The sequence below is a fragment of the Variovorax sp. CAN15 genome, from assembly GCF_030462475.1.
Taxonomy (GTDB): domain Bacteria; phylum Pseudomonadota; class Gammaproteobacteria; order Burkholderiales; family Burkholderiaceae_C; genus Variovorax.
Map to the genome: position 1 here is coordinate 39,761 of NZ_JASMRZ010000037.1, position 17,047 is coordinate 56,807.

General features: G+C 68.2%; 19 protein-coding genes. 15 read left to right on the top strand and 4 right to left on the bottom strand.

Features of this window, described 5'->3' with window-relative positions:
- The first annotated feature begins 2 nt into the window (after positions 1–2).
- From QMO14_RS20750 to QMO14_RS20775, 6 genes are all read left to right on the top strand, one after another.
- A complete protein-coding gene (locus QMO14_RS20750; RefSeq protein WP_301509409.1) occupies positions 3–1,073 on the top strand; it encodes an ABC transporter ATP-binding protein in 1,071 nt (356 codons plus the stop codon).
- The gene (locus tag QMO14_RS20755) at positions 1,070–1,960 is read left to right on the top strand and encodes a carbohydrate ABC transporter permease (RefSeq protein ID WP_301509411.1); all 891 of its coding nucleotides are present in this window, start codon (positions 1,070–1,072) and stop codon (positions 1,958–1,960) included. Before QMO14_RS20750 ends, QMO14_RS20755 begins: the two co-directional genes overlap by 4 nt.
- Positions 1,957–2,769, top strand: coding sequence for a carbohydrate ABC transporter permease (locus tag QMO14_RS20760; protein ID WP_301509413.1), 813 nt, complete (start codon positions 1,957–1,959; stop codon positions 2,767–2,769). Before QMO14_RS20755 ends, QMO14_RS20760 begins: the two co-directional genes overlap by 4 nt.
- A gap of 11 nt (positions 2,770–2,780) precedes the next feature.
- The gene (locus QMO14_RS20765) at positions 2,781–3,089 is read left to right on the top strand and encodes a DUF2160 domain-containing protein (RefSeq protein WP_301509415.1); all 309 of its coding nucleotides are present in this window, start codon (positions 2,781–2,783) and stop codon (positions 3,087–3,089) included.
- A 118-nt stretch (positions 3,090–3,207) separates the two neighbouring features.
- A complete protein-coding gene (locus QMO14_RS20770; RefSeq protein ID WP_301509417.1) occupies positions 3,208–4,938 on the top strand; it encodes an ABC transporter substrate-binding protein in 1,731 nt (576 codons plus the stop codon).
- Between the two features lie 139 nt (positions 4,939–5,077).
- The gene (locus QMO14_RS20775; RefSeq protein WP_301509419.1) at positions 5,078–5,785 is read left to right on the top strand and encodes a hypothetical protein; all 708 of its coding nucleotides are present in this window, start codon (positions 5,078–5,080) and stop codon (positions 5,783–5,785) included.
- A 22-nt stretch (positions 5,786–5,807) separates the two neighbouring features.
- On the opposite strand, the gene QMO14_RS20780 is transcribed toward QMO14_RS20775, so the two are convergent.
- Positions 5,808–6,539 (bottom strand): tetratricopeptide repeat protein, encoded by a 732-nt coding sequence (locus QMO14_RS20780; protein WP_301509420.1) that lies wholly within the window; start codon positions 6,537–6,539, stop codon positions 5,808–5,810.
- 135 nt (positions 6,540–6,674) lie between these two features.
- Here QMO14_RS20780 and QMO14_RS20785 point away from each other — a divergent pair, with 135 nt between their 5' ends.
- The 9 genes from QMO14_RS20785 to QMO14_RS20825 all read left to right on the top strand — a co-directional run bounded on the left by QMO14_RS20785 (position 6,675) and on the right by QMO14_RS20825 (position 14,308).
- Positions 6,675–7,676, top strand: a complete 1,002-nt coding sequence (locus QMO14_RS20785) for a dialkylrecorsinol condensing enzyme (protein ID WP_301509422.1) — start codon at positions 6,675–6,677, stop codon at positions 7,674–7,676.
- Positions 7,666–8,802, top strand: coding sequence for a beta-ketoacyl-ACP synthase III (locus QMO14_RS20790; protein WP_301509423.1), 1,137 nt, complete (start codon positions 7,666–7,668; stop codon positions 8,800–8,802). Before QMO14_RS20785 ends, QMO14_RS20790 begins: the two co-directional genes overlap by 11 nt.
- Positions 8,803–8,934: 132 nt before the next feature.
- On the top strand, positions 8,935–9,330 hold the full coding sequence (locus QMO14_RS20795) for a hypothetical protein (protein ID WP_301509424.1): 396 nt from the start codon (positions 8,935–8,937) through the stop codon (positions 9,328–9,330).
- On the top strand, positions 9,330–10,310 hold the full coding sequence (locus QMO14_RS20800; RefSeq protein ID WP_301509426.1) for a BtrH N-terminal domain-containing protein: 981 nt from the start codon (positions 9,330–9,332) through the stop codon (positions 10,308–10,310). The genes QMO14_RS20795 and QMO14_RS20800 overlap by 1 nt, the downstream gene beginning before the upstream one ends.
- A gap of 91 nt (positions 10,311–10,401) precedes the next feature.
- Entirely contained in the window at positions 10,402–11,310 is a 909-nt protein-coding gene (locus QMO14_RS20805) for an ABC transporter ATP-binding protein (RefSeq protein WP_301509428.1), read from the top strand.
- Positions 11,311–11,323: 13 nt separating this feature from the next.
- Positions 11,324–12,481, top strand: coding sequence for an ABC transporter permease (locus QMO14_RS20810; RefSeq protein ID WP_301509429.1), 1,158 nt, complete (start codon positions 11,324–11,326; stop codon positions 12,479–12,481).
- A 44-nt stretch (positions 12,482–12,525) separates the two neighbouring features.
- Positions 12,526–12,756, top strand: coding sequence for an acyl carrier protein (locus tag QMO14_RS20815; RefSeq protein WP_367618162.1), 231 nt, complete (start codon positions 12,526–12,528; stop codon positions 12,754–12,756).
- Positions 12,753–13,823: a beta-ketoacyl synthase N-terminal-like domain-containing protein gene (locus QMO14_RS20820; protein WP_301509432.1), complete on the top strand. Its 1,071-nt coding sequence runs from the start codon at positions 12,753–12,755 to the stop codon at positions 13,821–13,823. Before QMO14_RS20815 ends, QMO14_RS20820 begins: the two co-directional genes overlap by 4 nt.
- Positions 13,820–14,308, top strand: a complete 489-nt coding sequence (locus QMO14_RS20825) for a hypothetical protein (RefSeq protein ID WP_301509434.1) — start codon at positions 13,820–13,822, stop codon at positions 14,306–14,308. The genes QMO14_RS20820 and QMO14_RS20825 overlap by 4 nt, the downstream gene beginning before the upstream one ends.
- A 4-nt stretch (positions 14,309–14,312) precedes the next feature.
- On the opposite strand, the gene QMO14_RS20830 is transcribed toward QMO14_RS20825, so the two are convergent.
- From QMO14_RS20830 to QMO14_RS20840, 3 genes are all read right to left on the bottom strand, one after another.
- Entirely contained in the window at positions 14,313–14,933 is a 621-nt protein-coding gene (locus tag QMO14_RS20830; protein WP_301509436.1) for an N-methyl-D-aspartate receptor NMDAR2C subunit, read from the bottom strand.
- Positions 14,930–16,054, bottom strand: coding sequence for a lytic murein transglycosylase B (gene mltB / locus QMO14_RS20835; RefSeq protein WP_301509438.1), 1,125 nt, complete (start codon positions 16,052–16,054; stop codon positions 14,930–14,932). The genes QMO14_RS20830 and mltB overlap by 4 nt, the downstream gene beginning before the upstream one ends.
- A gap of 53 nt (positions 16,055–16,107) precedes the next feature.
- Positions 16,108–17,047: transglutaminase family protein (locus tag QMO14_RS20840; protein WP_301509440.1), on the bottom strand; the 940-nt coding region annotated here is incomplete at its 5' end.

Sequence of the window (17,047 nt, forward strand, 5' to 3'; positions counted from 1 at the left end):
CCATGGCACGCATCGACCTCGACCTGGCCCACGCCTACCGTCCCAACCCCACGCAGGACAGCGACTACGCGCTGCTCCCGCTGAAGATGAGCTTCCGCGACGGCGGCGCCTATGCCTTGCTCGGCCCCTCGGGCTGCGGCAAGACGACCATGCTGAACATCATCTCGGGCCTGCTGGTGCCATCGCAGGGCACCGTGACCTTCGACGGCCGCGACATGACGCGCGCCACGCCGCAGGAGCGCAACATCGCGCAGGTGTTCCAGTTTCCGGTGATCTACGACACCATGACCGTGGCCGAGAACCTCGCGTTCCCGCTGCGCAACCGCAAGATGCCGGCCGACCAGATCAAAAAGCGCGTCGGCGAGATCGCCGAGATGCTCGACATGAGCGGCCAGCTCAACCAGCGCGCCGCGGGCCTCGCGGCCGACGCCAAGCAGAAGATATCGCTCGGGCGCGGACTGGTGCGCAGCGACGTGTCGGCGGTGCTCTTCGACGAGCCGCTCACCGTGATCGATCCGCACCTGAAGTGGCAGCTGCGCCGCAAGCTCAAGCAGATCCACCGCGAGCTGAAGCTCACGCTGATCTACGTGACGCACGACCAGGTCGAGGCGCTCACCTTCGCGGAAGAGGTGGTGGTCATGACGCGCGGCAAGGCTGTGCAGGTGGGCAGCGCGGACGCGCTGTTCGAGCGGCCGGCCCACACCTTCGTCGGGCACTTCATCGGTTCGCCGGGCATGAACTTCCTGTCGGCGCAAAGCGGCAACGGCACCATCGAAGTGGCGGGAACGCCGCTGGTGCCCACGCGCGAACTGCCGCAGGGGCCGCTGAAGATCGGCATCCGCCCCGAGTACCTGCGCCTGTCGAATGCGGGCGCGGCCGGTGCGGTACCTGCGGTGGTGAAGCAGGTGCAGGACGTGGGCACGCACGTGATGCTGAGCGTGGAAGCCGGCGGCAGCCTGCTGAAGGTGCGGCTGCACCCGGACGATCCGATGCCGGCGGTGGGAGACGCGGTATGGGCGCGGGTGCTCGACACGCATACCTGCTATTACAAGGATGAGGAACTGGTCGCATGAACGCTACCAACAAGCCGATCAATCAAAAGGCCTGGTGGCTCGTGCTGCCGGTGCTGATCTGCGTGGCCTTCTCGGCCATCGTGCCGCTCATGACGGTGGTGAACTACTCGGTGCAGGACATCATCTCGCCCGAGCGCCGCGTGTTCGTGGGCACCGAATGGTTCGCCGCGGTGATGCGCGACGACGAACTGCTCGAGGCGCTCGGCCGGCAGCTGGGCTTCTCGTTGTCGGTGCTGCTGGTCGAAATCCCGCTGGGCATCGCGCTCGCCCTGTCGATGCCGGCCAAGGGCTGGAAGTCGTCGGCCGTGCTGGTGGTGGTGGCGCTGTCGCTGCTGATCCCCTGGAACGTGGTCGGCACCATCTGGCAGATCTACGGGCGTACCGACATCGGCCTCTTCGGACACGCGCTGGCGAGCATGGGCATCGAATACAACTACACCGGCAGCGCGACCGACGCATGGCTCACCGTGCTGGTAATGGACGTGTGGCACTGGACGCCGCTGGTGGCGCTGCTGTGCTTCGCGGGCCTGCGCTCCATTCCAGATGCCTACTACCAGGCCGCGCGCATCGACGGGGCGAGCAAGTTCGCGGTGTTCCGCTACATCCAGCTGCCCAAGATGCGCGGCGTGCTCATGATCGCGGTGCTGCTGCGCTTCATGGACAGCTTCATGATCTACACGGAGCCCTTCGTGCTGACGGGCGGCGGCCCGGGAAATGCCACCACCTTCCTGAGCCAGTACCTCACGCAGAAGGCCGTGGGCCAGTTCGACCTGGGGCCGGCGGCGGCGTTCTCCCTGATCTATTTCCTCATCATCCTGCTGTTCTGCTTCGTGCTCTACAACTGGATGCAGCGCGTGGGTACGCAACAGGTCGAGGTCGAGCAATGAACGAAAAGCGGTTCCACAAGCGCAGCATCTTCCTGGTGCTGTACATCCTGTTCGCGCTGCTGCCCATCTACTGGATGGTCAACATGAGCTTCAAGACGAACGAGGAGATCCTCTCGCACTTCTCGTTCTTCCCGCAGCAGCTCACCTGGGCGAACTACGCGCGCATCTTCACCGACGAGTCGTGGTACTCGGGCTACATCAACAGCCTGATCTACGTGGCGATCAACACGGTCATTTCGCTCACCGTGGCGCTGCCGGCGGCCTACGCGTTCTCGCGCTATTCGTTCCTGGGCGACAAGCATGTGTTCTTCTGGCTGCTGACCAACCGCATGACGCCGCCCGCGGTGTTCCTGCTGCCTTTCTTCCAGCTCTACAGCACGGTCGGCCTGATGGACACCCACCTGGGCGTTGCGCTGGCGCACCTGCTGTTCAACGTGCCGCTGGCGGTGTGGATCCTGGAAGGCTTCATGAGCGGCATCCCGCGCGAGATCGACGAGACGGCGTACATCGACGGCTACTCGTTCCCGCGCTTCTTCGTGACGATCTTCCTGCCGCTCATCAAGGCGGGCGTGGGCGTGGCGGCGTTCTTCTGCTTCATGTTCAGCTGGGTCGAGCTGCTGCTGGCGCGCACGCTCACCAGCGTGAACGCCAAGCCCATCGTGGCGACCATGACGCGCACCGTGAGCGCGTCGGGCATGGACTGGGCGACCCTCGCGGCGGCAGGCGTGCTCACCATCGTGCCGGGCGCCATCGTCATCTGGTTCGTGCGTCACTACATCGCGAAGGGTTTCGCGATGGGACGCGTCTGAGGGAGCTACGCATGTTCAACTGGATGGTCTGGACGACCCCCGTCGCCGTGTTCTTCTCCTGCATCGCGCTGATGCTGGTGGTCATGACCGTGTGGGAGCTCAAGTCGCCCACCACGCTGCGGCGGGGCTGGCTGCCGATGGAAACGACGCGCGGCGACCGCCTCTTCATCGGCCTTCTGTCGGCCGCCTACGTCAACCTGGCTTTCGTCGGCCTGGCCGGCAAGCTGCAGGAGTGGATGAGCCTCGAGGCCGAGCCCTCGATCTGGATCAGCTTCGTGATTTCGATGGCCCTGCTCGCGCTGATCATGCGCAAGGGCTGAAGGCATGCGCGGCCCCGCGGCGGCCGCGACGGCAGTTTTTCGACAGGCATCCGGCTCTCCGCCTCCCCGGAGCCGCGATCAGACACACCGGGGGGGCACCAACCGAGGAGACACAGTCATGAAGATGCGCTACACGGCACTGGCAATGGCGGCGGCGATGTTCGCCACGCACGGCGCTTGGGCTGGCGAGGCCGAAGCCAAGAAATGGATCGACAGCGAGTTCCAGCCATCGACCTTGTCGAAAGACAAGCAGATGGAGGAAATGAAGTGGTTCATCGATGCGGCCAAGAAGCTGCAGGCCAAGGGGGTGAAGGAAATCTCGGTCGTCTCCGAGACGCTGACCGTGCACGAGTACGAGTCGAAGACGCTGGCCAAGGCATTCGAGGAAATCACCGGCATCAAGGTCAAGCACGACATCATCCAGGAAGGCGATGTGGTCGAGAAGCTGCAGACCTCGATGCAGTCGGGCAAGTCGATCTACGACGGCTGGATCAACGACTCCGACCACATCGGCACCCACTACCGCTATGGCACCGCACTGGCGCTGACCGACCAGATGAACGGCGCGTGGAAGGAATACACCAACCCCGGCCTCGACCTCAAGGACTTCATCGGCACCAGCTTCACGACGGCGCCCGACAAGAAGATGTACCAGCTGCCCGACCAGCAGTTCGCCAACCTGTACTGGTTCCGCGCCGACCTGTTCGCACGCAAGGACCTGCAGGACAAGTTCAAGGCCAAGTACGGCTATGACCTGGGCGTGCCGATCAACTGGTCGGCCTACGAGGACATCGCGGCCTTCTTCAGCGAAGACGTGAAGACCATCGACGGCAAGCCGATCTACGGCCACATGGACTACGGCAAGAAAGACCCGTCGCTGGGCTGGCGTTTCACCGACGCCTGGCTGTCGATGGCCGGCGCTGCCGACAAGGGCATTCCGAACGGCCTGCCGATCGACGAATGGGGCATCCGCGTGGCCGACGACAAGTGCACGCCGGTGGGCGCCTCGGTGGCGCGCGGCGGTGCGACCAACTCGCCGGCGGCCGTCTATGCGCTCACGAAGTACATCGACTGGATGAAGAAGTACGCACCCAAGGAAGCCATGGGCATGACCTTCGGCGAGTCGGGCCCGGTGCCCGCGCAGGGGCAGATCGCGCAGCAGGTGTTCTGGTACACCGCCTTCACGGCGGACATGATCAAGCAGGGCCTGCCGGTGGTGAATGCCGACGGCACGCCGAAGTGGCGCATGGCGCCCGGCCCGCATGGTCCGTACTGGAAGGACGGCATGCAGAACGGCTACCAGGACGTGGGCTCCTGGACTTTCCTGAAGTCGAACGATCCTGATCGCGCGGCGGCCGCATGGCTCTATGCGCAGTTCGTGACCGCCAAGACGACCTCGCTGAAGAAGTCGATCGTCGGCCTAACCTTCATCCGCGACAGCGACATCCGCTCCGACTACTTCACCAAGAACGCTGCCAAGTACGGCGGCCTGATCGAGTTCTACCGCAGCCCTGCCCGCGTGGCCTGGACGCCGACCGGCAACAACGTGCCCGACTATCCCAAGCTCGCGCAGCTCTGGTGGAAGAACGTGGCCGTGGCCGTGACCGGCGAGAAGACACCCCAGGCCGCCATGGACAACCTGGCCAACGAGATGGACGACGTGATGGGCCGCCTGCAGCGCGCGGGCATGGCCAACTGTGCGCCCAAGCTCAACCCCAAGGGCGACCCGAACAAGTGGCTGAGCAGCGACCACGCACCGTGGAAGAAGCTTGCCAACGAGAAGCCCAAGGGTGAGACCGTGGCCTACGACAAGCTGCTCGCAGCCTGGAAGGAAGGCCGCGTCAGGTAAAGGCAGTCTTGCTCCCTCCCCCATGGGGAGGGCTGGGAGAGGGGCACGGCGGCATCCGGCGGATGCGTTGCATTGAATGCGGGCCGTCCCCATCCCGATCTTCCCCCGCAGGGGGAAGGAGCAAAGACAATGGATCGCCATGAACATCCGATTCCGCTGCGATCCCGCCCTGTTCGACCTGCTGCCGCGCCCGGTGCCGGCCAAGGCCGCGCTGCCTGACTGGCTGCGGCGGATGGCGCCGAGGGCGCCTTCGCCGGTGCACCAGCGCAGCATCCGCACGGTCAAGCAGTGCCCGCCGTTCGTCGATGCGATGACGCACGGCTTCATGATGCTTCTGCCCTGCGACGTGAGCGTGGAAGCAGGGCGCTTCAGCTGGGACTGGCCGTTGCCCGCGCTCTCTGTGCAGGGGTATCCGCGTGCGCCGCTGAGTTTTCATGTGCCGCAGCAGATCGCGGGCTCGCCGCTCGAGCGCGGCCGGCAATCGGCCATCAAGTTCAACAGTTTCTGGACCGTGGAGGTCGACGAAGGGTGGTCGCTGATGGCGGTGCATCCCGTGAATCGCGACGACCTGCCGTTCAGGCTCGTCACGGGGCTGGTCGATGCAGACCGCTTCAACGAGGTCGGCATCAACTTTCCGGCGATCTGGACCGACCCCGGCTTCAGCGGCGTGCTGCCGCGCGTCACGCCGGTGGCGCAGTGCTATCCGGTGCCGCGCGTGCCGCTCGAGCTTTCCTGCGAGCCCATGTCCGGGGCCCGGGCAAAGGGCTACGAGCAACTGGCCGAAAAGATCATGGCGGGGCCGGGCGTCTATCGCAAGGCGTTTCGCAGCAAGCGCGGCGCGGGCTGAGCGCTGTCGCGAACCCTGTCGTTCAGGCCGGTGCGGCAAGCAGCGCCGCGCGCAGTTCGTCCAGGTCGAGCCAGAGGCGCCCGGTGGGCGCGGTGGCCAGCGCATGCGCGATGCGCCCGAAGGTGTCGGCATTCAACCGGCAGGCGCGGCCGTAGGCCTGCATTGCTTCCTCCATCCGGCCCGCCTCCTGCAGCACGATGCCGAGGTTGACCTCGACTTCGGCCCGCGGCGGGGAAACGCGCAGCACCTGCCGCAGGGCTTCGGCGGCGCCGTCGAAGTCGCGCAGGTCCTGCAGCACCAGGGCCAGTTCGAACCAGATGCCTCCATGTGCCGGAGCGAGCGCGGCGGCCCGCCGAAGCGCCCGTGCCGCTTCGGCTTCGCGGCCGGCCGCCTTGAGCGTCAGGCCCAGCGAGTTCAGTGCCTGCTCGCGCCCTGGCAGGAGTTCCACGGCGCGCTCGTGGCGGGCCAGGGCCAGCGCGACGTCGCCGTTGGCACGCGCTATGTCGCCCCCCAGGAGCAAAGAAGGGCCATGGTCGGGGCGCAGCGCGAGGCTTTCGGCTATGGAGGCGTCGGCCTCCACMGGCGCGCCGGCCTCCAGCTGCAGGCGCGCCAGCAGCTGAAGTACTGCCGGATGTGGCGGATGCTGCAGGCGGGCGTGCTCGCAAAGCTGTCGCGCCCGGGACGCCTGCCCCGCGTTGACGAGGCGGATCGCAAGTTCGAGCAGCTGTTCGACGGAAGCAGGTGGGCTGGACATGGAGTGGGCGGCGGGGCTTCGAATGTAGCGTCTCGCAGCGGTACAAATGGGCATTGATCGTCTGATTGACGCGACGCCATGACCAATGGCAGATGCGTTCGCGGGGTGCTTCGCTTACATTCGACGGCCCCCGAAATGCCCGAGCCAGTGAATTCCAGCCTTTCCAGCCCTTTCCGTGCGCCTTCGAGCGTCAAGCGCGTCCTCGTCCTGCGCTATTCGCAGTCTGGCCAGCTCGACGAGGTCGCCGACCGGATCGTCGCGCCGCTGAAGGCGGACCCGGCCATCCAGGTGCACGAGGAAGTGCTGCGTCCGCTGCAGCCGTACCCCTTTCCCTGGCCCTTCATCAGCTTCTTCGACGCTTTCCCCGAGTCGGCCCACATGAAGCCGCAGCCGCTGGCGCCGCTCACGCTCACGGGCGATGAAGACTTCGACCTCGTCGTGCTGCCGTACCAGGTGTGGTTCCTGGCGCCCTCGCAGCCGGTGGCGGCCTTCCTCAAGCACCCGGTGGCGGCGCGGCTGCTCAAGGGCAAACCGGTGGTCACGGTCATCGCCTGCCGCAACATGTGGCTGCTGGCGCAGGAAAAGCTCAAGGGCATGCTCGACGACGTGGGCGCGCGGCTGATCGACAACGTGGTGCTCACCGACCCAGGGCCCACGCTCGCCACCTTCTTCACCACCCCGGCCTGGCTGATCTGGGGCCGCAAGCGCGGCTTCTGGGGCATGCCTGATGCAGGCCTCAGTGCCGACCAGATCGCGGGTACGGCCCGCTTCGGCCGGGCCCTGCGCGACGCACTGCACCAGGATCTGGAGCGCGGCACGCAGCCGCTGCTGGCCGGCCTCGGGGCGGTGCAGGCCAACGCCAGGCTGCTCATCAGCGAGAAGGCCGGCACGCGCAGCTTCTACCTCTGGGGCAAGCTCATCATGGCCGCCGGCGGCCCGGGCGCATGGCAGCGCAAGCCGCTCCTGCTGCTGTACGTGCTGTTTCTGCTGGTACTGATCATTACGGTGGTACCAGTGAGCCTGAGCCTGCAGGCGCTCCTGCGGCCTCTGTTCAGAGGGTGGCTGACTAGAATGACGGCCCAATTCGAGTGCCCGTCGGGCTCGGCCACCGACCGCACCCCTCTCTATGACGACTGATGTCTTTCTGACCCGCACTGCCGCTTTCCTGCCCTTTTCCCCGGTCAGCAATGAAGATATCGAAGACGTCCTCGGTCGCATCGGCGGCAAGGCGTCCCGTGCGCGGCGGCTGATCCTTCGCAGCAACGGCATCCAGTCGCGCCACTACGCCATCGACCGCGCCACCGGCGAGCTGGCGATGACCAACGCCCAGCTCACCGCCAGCGCGATCCGCGCGCTGGGCGACGTTGGGCGGGTCGACTGCCTCGTCACCGGCACCTCGCTGCCCGACCAGCTCATGCCCAACCACGCGGTGATGGTGCACGGCGAGCTCGGCTGGCCACGGCTCGAAGTGGTGGCCTGCGCGGGCATCTGCCTGGCCGGCGCCGCTGCGCTGAAGCATGCGTGGCTCTCGGTGCGCGCGGGCGATGCGCGGCGCGCGGTCGCCACCGGCTCCGAACTGGCCTCGGCCGTGATGCGCGGCTCGCGCTTCGAGGCCGAGTTCGAGCACGAGATCGAGGCGCTCGAGGCGCGGCCCGAACTGGCCTTCGAGAAGGACTTCCTGCGCTGGATGCTTTCCGACGGCGCGGGTGCCGTGCTGCTGGAGAACGCGCCGCGCGGGCCGCTGTCGCTGCGCATCGACTGGATCGATCTTTCCTCGGCCGCGCATGAGCTGCCGGCCTGCATGTACGCCGGCGCCGGGAAGAACGCCGAAGGCGGCCTCGACGGCTGGGCCCGCAAGTCGCCCGACGAGTGGCGCGGCGAATCCACCTTCGCCGTGAAGCAGGACGTGCGCCTGCTCAACGACAACATCGTGCGCGCCGCGCTGGCCGAGCCGCTGGCCGATGTCATCGAGCGGCGCGGGCTGAAGGCGGCCGACGTCGACTGGTTCCTGCCGCACCTCTCGTCGCAGTACTTCGTGGAGCCCGTGAGCCATGCCCTCGAGGCGCTGGGTTTTCCGATCCCGCGGGAGCGCTGGTTCAGCAACCTCGCGACCAAGGGCAACACGGGCTCGGCCTCGCCGTACATCATGCTCGACGAGCTTTTCCGCTCGGGCCGAATCAAGCCCGGCCACAAGCTGCTGATGTTCGTGCCCGAGAGCGGCCGTTTTTCGAGCGGCTTCATCCACATGGAGGCGGTGGCATGAGGTACTCCCCCAGGCTTGCCCACTTCGTGTGGCCGCCCACCCCCTCGCCGGGGGCAACACCAGCGGCCCGGCAAAGCCGGTTCCGCGGTGTTCCTGGACCAAAACCACTGTTGACGGACGCGGGAGAGTGAGATGGATCTGGATGCAGTACCGCAGGAGGGCAACGCGACCCTCGACGGCCATTCCAAGCTGATGTACGCGCGCGACGCGCAGGGCCGCGTGGTCACCACCACCTCGCGCGGCTGGGAGGCGGAGGAGATCGTCACCAGCCACGCGGTCGAAGTGCTCATCGAGCAGGCGCAGGCCGCGAAGGCGCGCGTGAAGGCCGGGCTGGCCTCGCCGCTCGAATACTGGATGTACGAGCGCCGCATGGACGTGGCGCTGCTCTCGCAGACCAGCGGCTTCTGGCAATGGCGCGTGCGTCGCCACCTGCAGCCGCGCCATTTCGCCGCGCTGTCGACCGCACAGCTCGCGCGCTACGGCGAGGCGCTGGGCCTGCCCGTTTCCACCTTGCGGGAGCTGCCGTGATGGACTTCAAGCACCAACAGGCGGCGCACTGCGAAAGCGGCGTCATCTCCAGCCTCATGCGCCACCACGGCGCGCCGATGAGCGAGAGCATGGCGCTGGGGCTTTCGTCCGCGCTTTCGTTCGCGTACCTGCCCTTCATCAAGCTGTCGGGCCTGCCGCTCATTTCGTACCGCATGCCGCCCAAGGCCATCATCAAGGGCCTGCTGGCGCCGATGGCCGCGCGCTTCCGCTTCGAGACCTTCGGCAGCGCCGAGGCTGGCCAGCGCCGGCTCGACGCGCTGCTGGCCGACGGCAAGCTGGTGGGGCTGCAGACCTCGGTGTACTGGCTGCCGTACTTCCCGCCGAACATGCGCTTCCACTTCAACGCGCACAACCTGCTGGTGTACGGCAAGGACGGTGACGACTACCTCATCAGCGACCCTGTGTTCGAGGAGCCCGTGCGCTGCCCGAGCAGCGACCTCGCGCGCGCCCGCTTCGCCAAGGGCGTGCTGGCGCCGAAGGGCCTCATGTACTACCCGCAGGCCATCGAGCGCAAGGCGGTGGACGCGGCCTCGGTGGTCAAGGCCATCCGCAAGACGGTGCGCACCATGCTTGCGCCCATTCCCATCGTCGGCGTACGCGGCATGCGCACGCTGGCCGCGCGCATGCAGAAGCTGTCGCCGACCGATCCGCGCAGCGTGGACTTCATCGGCCACCTGGTGCGCATGCAGGAAGAAATCGGCACGGGCGGGGCGGGCTTCCGGTTCATCTACGCGGGCTTCCTGCAGGAGGCCGCGCAGCTGCTCGACAAGCCGCAGTTGCAGCAGATGTCGGAGCGGCTCATCGCCATTGGCGACGGCTGGCGCGCCTTCGCGCTGAAGGCCGCGCGCATGGTGAAGGGGCGCGAGGCGGTCGACCCGGCTGCGCTGGCGGCCAGGCTGCGCGAACAGGCGCAGCAAGAGGAAAGCTTCTTCCGCGACCTCAAGGCCGCCGTCGCCTGATATGGGAGCTTCCGGGCTTGCCGCCGTGTCAGCTGCGCCACCCTTGAAGGGGGAGGCCCGGCGCGCGTTGGGGCAGCCCGGCGGCGGTCCGATGCTGGAGCTGCGCCAGCTCGGCTACCGCTACCCCCACGCCGACGCGCCCGCGCTGGCCGGGGTGTCGCTTGCGGTGCCACGCGGCAATGTGCTGGGCCTGCTGGGGCCGAATGGCGCCGGAAAGACCACGCTGCTCTCGCACCTGTCGGGCGCGCTGGCCGTGCAGTCGGGCGAGATCCGCATCGACGGCCAGCCGCTGAACGAGGTGCGCGCCAAGGCGCCCACGCGCATCGCCGTCGCGCCGCAGGAGCACGCCTTCTATCCGATGCTGACCGTGGCCGAGAACCTTGCCGTGTTCGCGGCGGCCGGTGGCCTTTCGGGCGAGCGCAGGAAGCAGCGCATCGAGACCTGCACGCAGTTCGCGCAGCTGGAGCAGTTCGCCGCCGTGCGCGCCGAGCGGCTCTCGGGCGGGCTCAAGCGCCGGCTCAACCTGGCCATCGCACTGCTGCCCGAGCCCGAGTTGATGCTGTTCGACGAACCCACGGTGGGCGTCGATCCGCAGTCGCGCGCCTTCATCCTCGACGCCATCAAGAGCCTTGCGCAGCAGGGCGCGGCGGTGATCTACGCATCGCACTACATGGAAGAGATCGAGGCGATCGCCGACCGCGTCGCGATCCTCGATCGCGGCCATGTGCTGCGCGAAGGCTCGCTCGACGAACTGCTCTCGAAGAGCGCGATGCTGCTCACGCTGGCGGCCGACGGGCTCGACGCCGGCATGCTCTCGCGCTTCGGCACGGTGGAGCAGGTGGGCGTGCAATGGCGTATCCACCTGAACCCCGGCAGCGGCCCTGCGCCTGTGCTGGCCGCACTGGAGGCCGAGGGCATCGAGGTGCGCCATGCCGAGTTCGGCCGGCACGACCTGGAGCAGCTCTTCATGGCGCTCACCCACCGTTCGCTGCGCGACTGAACAGACCCAAGTCATGCTGCTCGCGCTCATCAGGAAGGAACTGCTCGCCCTCACGCGCGACATGCACGGCCTTGCCGCGCTGTTCCTCATGCCGATGGTCTTCATCGTGCTGATGTCGCTCACGCTGAAGGACATCTACCGCCCGCCGCTGGCCGAGCTGAGCTACGCGATCGAGATGCGCGATGACGCGACGCCGGCACAGTGGCTCAGGCAGCTCTGGCAGCGCGGCCATGGTGCGCCGCAGGCTCTTGGCAGCGACTGGCGGGAGCGGCTGCGCAACGGCTCGCTCAAATACGTGATCGTGATGGAGCCCGGCCTTTCCGAAGAGCTGGAGTCGGCCGCGCTCTCGACCGAGGCGCGCATCCGGCTGCTGGCGGAGCCGGGCATCGACGCCAACCTGTTCAATGCGCTGCGCGCCGAGCTGATCGGGGCGTCGGGCGAACTGAAGGCGCGCCTTGCGCTGGCGGTGCCCGGCACGGCAGGGCCGGCGCCGGATGCGTCGATCCAGGCGATGGTGCATGCCGAGCGTTTCTCCACCACCGGGCCCCGGCCCACCTCGGTGCAGCAGAACGTGCCGGCGTGGCTGGTGTTCGGCATGTTCTTCGTGGTGGCTTCGCTTTCCAGCCTGTTCGTGCAGGAGCGCAGCTCGGGTGCGCTCGGCCGGCTGCAGAGCCTGGGCGTTTCGCGCGGCATGCTGCTGGCGTCGAAGGCGCTGCCGTATCTGGGCGTGAACGCGCTGCAGGCGGTGCTGATGCTGGCCGCCGGCATCTGGTTCATGCCGCTGATCGGCGGCGATGCGCTCTCGCTCACGGGCATCCACTGGGGGGCCTTGCTGCTGTCGCTGGCGGCGGTGAGCCTGGCGGCCGTGAGCCTCTCGCTCGCGCTGGCCTGCCTGGTGCGCAGCCATGCGCAGGCCGCGACCATCGGGCCGATGGTCAACGTGCTGATGGCGGCGGCGGGCGGCATCATGGTGCCCAAGTTCGTCATGCCGGGCTTCATGCAGCGGCTGGTCGAGATCTCTCCGATGAACTGGGGGCTGGAGGCCTTGCTCACCGTGCTGCTGCGCGGCGGCGGCGTGGCCGATGCCCTGCCGCAGATCGGCCGGCTGGTCGCGTTCGCGGCGCTGATGTTCGTCTTGGCCGTTTTTCTTTTCCGCAGGCGCGCATCGTGAGCAACATCACCGTCACCCCCGAATTCATCGCCAGCCTCAAGGCCATGGTGCTCGAAGCCGTCGAGAAGGGCGAGCCGTCCGGTGGCCTTGGCGACGACGAGCCGCTCTTCGGCCCCGAGGCCCGGCTCGACCTCGATTCGCTCGATGCCCTGCAGGTGTCGATGACGATCCAGCAGCGCTTCGGCGTGCGCATGCCTGACAGCAAGGAAACGCGCCGGGCGCTGACTTCCATCGCCCACCTCGCGGAGCACCTCGCGCAAGCGGGCAAGGCATGAGCGGCGTCTATCTGGCCGGCATGGGGCTGGCCTGTGCGCTGGGCGATGACATGCGCTCGGCGCTGGCGTCGCTGAAGCGCGGCGCGGTGCCGGCCAAGCCGGTGACCGTGGCCGACGGCATCCAGTGGCCCGTGCATACGCTGGCTCCGAGGCCGGGAGACTGGACGCAGCGTTTGCGCGACACGGTGCGCGACGTGGTCGCGCAGACCGGCGACTGGGGCGCGCGCACCGCGCCGCTCTTCGTGGCCTCGTCGTCGCTCGACATCGGCTTCATGGAGCACGAGAAGCAGGACCTGCGCCTCGGCGGCGACCTGCAGGACTTCGCCGGCATCGTGGCCGAGTCGCTTGGCTGGCAGGGGGCGGTGTTCACCGTGTCCACCGCCTGCACCTCGGCGCTGAACGCGCTGCTGGCTGCCGCCGGCCTGCTCCGCACCGGCGAAGCCGACGAGGCGCTGGTGATCGGCGCCGAGATGGGCAACCGCTTCACGGTGGCCGGCTTCGGCGCGATGCAACTGCTGTCGCCCGACAGCGCCCGGCCCTTCGGCGAAGGGCGCAACGGGCTGGTGCTCGGCGAGGCGGTGGCGGCGCTGCGGCTGGGCTCGCGCCCGGCACGCTGGCAGGTCGCGGGCGGCGCCAACGTTGTCGATGGGCGCAATCCCTCCGGCACCGAGGCCAGCGCCGTGCATGCGATGTGCCGCGGCGCGCTGGCGCAGAGCGGGCTGCAGCCTGCGGACATCGATCTCATCAAGGTGCAGGCCGCCGGCAGTCCCGTCAACGACGCGATCGAGGCCGAGGCGCTGAAGCAGGTGTTCGAGCCGCTGCCGCCGCTGGTGTCGCTCAAGCCGGCGCTGGGGCACACGCTGGGCGCTTCGGGCGCGGCTGAATTGGCGCTGCTGATCGGCTGCATCGAAGGCGGCGCTTGGCCGTCGGTCGACTATCCGCTCGATGCCTCGCTCGGCATTGCGCCGAGCACGCAGACGCCGCAAAAGCTGCGCAACATCCTGCTGAACTTCGCAGGCTTCGGCGGCGGGCATGCCTCGCTGGTATTGAAGGACACGGGCCCATGACCGCCTGGCGCACGGTGGCCCACTTCGTCGCACATCCGCCGCCCGAAGGATGGCGTGACGATCTTGCCGGCCGCATAGGTCGCCGGCCGCGCCGCGTGGGCGTGTGGACCGAGCTGGCGATGTATGGCGCGCGCTGTTGCCTCGACGCCGCGGGCGAGCCGGCGCTGCCGGCCGGTGCGCGCATCCGCGTCTCCAGCCAGCGCGGCGCGTGGGGCGCAACGAACGCGGGGCTGGCCCAGCTCGATGCCGGGCTGCCGATGCCTTTCACATTCATGCAGAGCCAGCCGGCGCTGATGCTGGCCGAGATTGGCCGATGCCTGGATTGGCAAGGCGATGCGAGCTTTGCGCTGTGCCGCGATCCAGCGCGCGTGCTGCAGCTCGCGAAGCTGGGTGCCTCGCGAGACGGGCTGCTGTTCGGAATCGTGGAGGAAGAGCGCGACGCAGAGCCGGCGCGCTCGGAGTGGTGGCGGCTGGCGCCGGCCTGAAGCCTCAGCCTGCGATGGAGCGCCGCAGGTTGTCGCGTGCCCGGGCTTCGAGCTGCGCGTGCATGCGCGGCGTGGCGTAGATGGCGTCGCGGTCCAGGAAGCGCTGCAGGATCGCGCGGCGGCGCGGCAGGCGCACCTCGTCGGGAACGAAGGCGTACTCGGCCTGCACCTGGCGCTCGTATTCGTCGAAGCGCGCGCGTTCGGCGCCGAGGATCGACAGGTCGATGTCGATCAGCAGTTCTGCGTCGCGGCCCTGGGGCACGGCGTCGTGGCGCGTTGCCATCACGAGCGCATGCACTCGCTCGGCCGCATCCGCCGCGGCACCGGCTTCGAGCAGCGCCTGCCTTGCCCAGTCGGCGCTGCGCGCTTCGTTGTCGTGCGCATGCACGTCGTAGATCGCGTCGTGGAACCACAGCGCGAGCGCCACTTCGCCGGGGCGCTCGGCCAGCGCCTTCTCGCGCTCGAACCAGCCCAGGCATTCGTCCAGGTGCTGCATCGTGTGGTAATGCCGCTGCGGCTCGGCATAGCGGCGCTGGAGTTCGTCGCACAGCGCGTCGTCGGGCGAAGCGACGCCCAAGGCATGCCACGCGGCAATCCAGTTCGCGCGCAGCGCTTCGGGCGTCATCTGGCGGCCTGTTGCTGCTGCTCCATCGCCTCCTTGACCTCCTGCCCCAGGTCGAGCACGGACATGGCGTAGTAGCTGCTCCAGTTGTAGCGCGTGATCACGTAGAAGTTGCGCGTGCCGGCCACGTAGGTCGGCGGCATGTCCAGGCCGTTCTGCAGCTCGACCAGCGCGAACAGCCCCTTGTGGTTGATGCCGTCGCCCTCCGGCACCGCACCGGCGGCCACGAAGCTGTCGGCGCTGAAGGTGGGCAGGATGTCGGGCGCGAGCAGCAGCGCCTTCTGCAGCCGCGCCTCCTCGAAGTGCACGGGGTAGATGGCCGGCACGCCCGGCTTCCAGCCGAAGGCCTTGAAGTAGTTGGCGACCGAGCCGATCACGTCGGCCGGGTTGTTGACGAGGTCGATGCGGCCGTCGCCGTCGAAGTCGACCGCGTACTTGGCGATGCTGCTGGGCATGAACTGCGGCATGCCCATGGCGCCGGCATAGCTGCCCACGGGCACGAGCGGGTCTTCGGCTGTGCGGCTCTCGGTGCTCAGGAAGCTTTCGAGTTCGCCGCGGAAGAAGGCCCGGCGATCGGCCGCGCGCGGATGGCCGTCGGGGAAGTCGAAGGAGAGCGTGGCCAGCGCATCGATCACGCGGAAGCTGCCCATGTTGCGGCCGTAGATGGTCTCCACGCCGATGATGCCGACGATGATTTCCGGCGGCACGCCGTACACCTGCTCGGCGCGCGCCAGCGTGTCGGCATTGGCGCGCCAGAAGCGCACGCCGGCGGCGATGCGCACCGGGTCGATGAAGCGGCTGCGGTAGGTCTGCCAGTTCTTCACCGTGCCCACCGGGCCCGGCAGCATCAGCCGCGGCACGTTGGGCAGGAAGCGCGCGCTGCCGATGGTGGCGCGCACCCATTCACGGTCGAGGCCCCGGCGCTGGGCGACCTCGTCGGCGAACTGCATCGCGTCGTCGCGCGTGGCATAGGGCGTACTGCCGCGAACCGTGCTCGTGGCCCCGCTGCGGCCGTTCGCGGACTTCTGGGCCAGGGCCCCCGTGGACCACGCGAAACCGCAGGCGGCGAGAAGGACCGCGGCCGCCATGGCGGTGCGCGAAGGCTTGGGAAGAAGGAATCGCATGGACCGATTGTGCCGTCCGCCCGCTCGGCCCTTCTTCAGCGACACATGTGGTTTCAGCCCCTTGCCGGATTGGTGCTGGGCCATGCGATCCGGCGGAACTCGCCGCGCAGTGCCGAAAGCGACTGCGGCGAGGCCGGCGCATAGCGCTGCGCCTCGAGCTTGAGCAGCCAGTCGCGCACCGATTGCGCGGCGGGGCCGAAGCGCGCGTCGGCCTCCTGCGCCATCTGGCGGGGCGGCGTGGTCTCGGGCAGCTTCAGGCCGGCCTTGGCGAGCCGCGCGCGGGCCTGGCCCAGCAGGCGCAGCCACGGGTCGTGGCGGCTGCGCTCCCACAGCGTCCAGCCGGCGCCGGCCAGGCTGGCGGCCACCAGCAGATACAGCAGCACGTAGCCCAGGTCCTCGATGCTCGGCGCCTCGAAGCCGATGTTCTTCAGCAGGTTGAGCTGGCGGCTCTGGGTGTAGTTGAGCACCCATTGGTTCCAGCCGTTGTTCACGGCCTCCCACACGGCGCGCAGGTTCTGCGCGAGCGTGGGGCTCATCGAGCCGATGGCGCCGGCGAACAGGCCGGGCTGCGGGCTCAGGCGCTGGAACTGGCCGATGCGCCCCGGCGCGACGGAGCCGGTGGGGTCCACGCGCGTCCAGCCGGTGCCTTCCTGCCAGACCTCGGCCCAGGCGTGGGCGTCGCTCTGGCGCACGATCCAGAAGTTGTCGACGCTGTTGAGTTCGCCGCCCTGGTAGCCGGTGACGATGCGCGACGGAATGCCCAGGTTGCGCATCAGCACCACGAAGGCCGAGAGCGTGGCCACGTGGAACTGGATGTCGGGCGTGGCCGCCACCGGCCGGCCGTCCGCGTCTTTCAGCGCGCGCATGAAGCAGCCGCCCTGGTTGATGCCCACCGCCAGCGGGCCCGTGCGGTGCAGCAGCCATTCGAGGCCCATGCCCATCTGTCCGAACCAGGAGTTGAGCTGGTCGTTGGTGGTGATCGGCTTGGTGCAC

Coding starts and splice junctions, on each gene's coding strand:
- QMO14_RS20750 (WP_301509409.1), top strand. CDS start 3: ATGGCACGCATCGACCTCGACCTGGCCCACGCCTACCGTCCCAACCCC.
- QMO14_RS20755 (WP_301509411.1), top strand. CDS start 1,070: ATGAACGCTACCAACAAGCCGATCAATCAAAAGGCCTGGTGGCTCGTG.
- QMO14_RS20760 (WP_301509413.1), top strand. CDS start 1,957: ATGAACGAAAAGCGGTTCCACAAGCGCAGCATCTTCCTGGTGCTGTAC.
- QMO14_RS20765 (WP_301509415.1), top strand. CDS start 2,781: ATGTTCAACTGGATGGTCTGGACGACCCCCGTCGCCGTGTTCTTCTCC.
- QMO14_RS20770 (WP_301509417.1), top strand. CDS start 3,208: ATGAAGATGCGCTACACGGCACTGGCAATGGCGGCGGCGATGTTCGCC.
- QMO14_RS20775 (WP_301509419.1), top strand. CDS start 5,078: ATGAACATCCGATTCCGCTGCGATCCCGCCCTGTTCGACCTGCTGCCG.
- QMO14_RS20785 (WP_301509422.1), top strand. CDS start 6,675: ATGCCCGAGCCAGTGAATTCCAGCCTTTCCAGCCCTTTCCGTGCGCCT.
- QMO14_RS20790 (WP_301509423.1), top strand. CDS start 7,666: ATGACGACTGATGTCTTTCTGACCCGCACTGCCGCTTTCCTGCCCTTT.
- QMO14_RS20795 (WP_301509424.1), top strand. CDS start 8,935: ATGGATCTGGATGCAGTACCGCAGGAGGGCAACGCGACCCTCGACGGC.
- QMO14_RS20800 (WP_301509426.1), top strand. CDS start 9,330: ATGGACTTCAAGCACCAACAGGCGGCGCACTGCGAAAGCGGCGTCATC.
- QMO14_RS20805 (WP_301509428.1), top strand. CDS start 10,402: ATGCTGGAGCTGCGCCAGCTCGGCTACCGCTACCCCCACGCCGACGCG.
- QMO14_RS20810 (WP_301509429.1), top strand. CDS start 11,324: ATGCTGCTCGCGCTCATCAGGAAGGAACTGCTCGCCCTCACGCGCGAC.
- QMO14_RS20815 (WP_367618162.1), top strand. CDS start 12,526: ATGGTGCTCGAAGCCGTCGAGAAGGGCGAGCCGTCCGGTGGCCTTGGC.
- QMO14_RS20820 (WP_301509432.1), top strand. CDS start 12,753: ATGAGCGGCGTCTATCTGGCCGGCATGGGGCTGGCCTGTGCGCTGGGC.
- QMO14_RS20825 (WP_301509434.1), top strand. CDS start 13,820: ATGACCGCCTGGCGCACGGTGGCCCACTTCGTCGCACATCCGCCGCCC.
- QMO14_RS20830 (WP_301509436.1), bottom strand. CDS start 14,933: ATGACGCCCGAAGCGCTGCGCGCGAACTGGATTGCCGCGTGGCATGCC.
- mltB (WP_301509438.1), bottom strand. CDS start 16,054: ATGCGATTCCTTCTTCCCAAGCCTTCGCGCACCGCCATGGCGGCCGCG.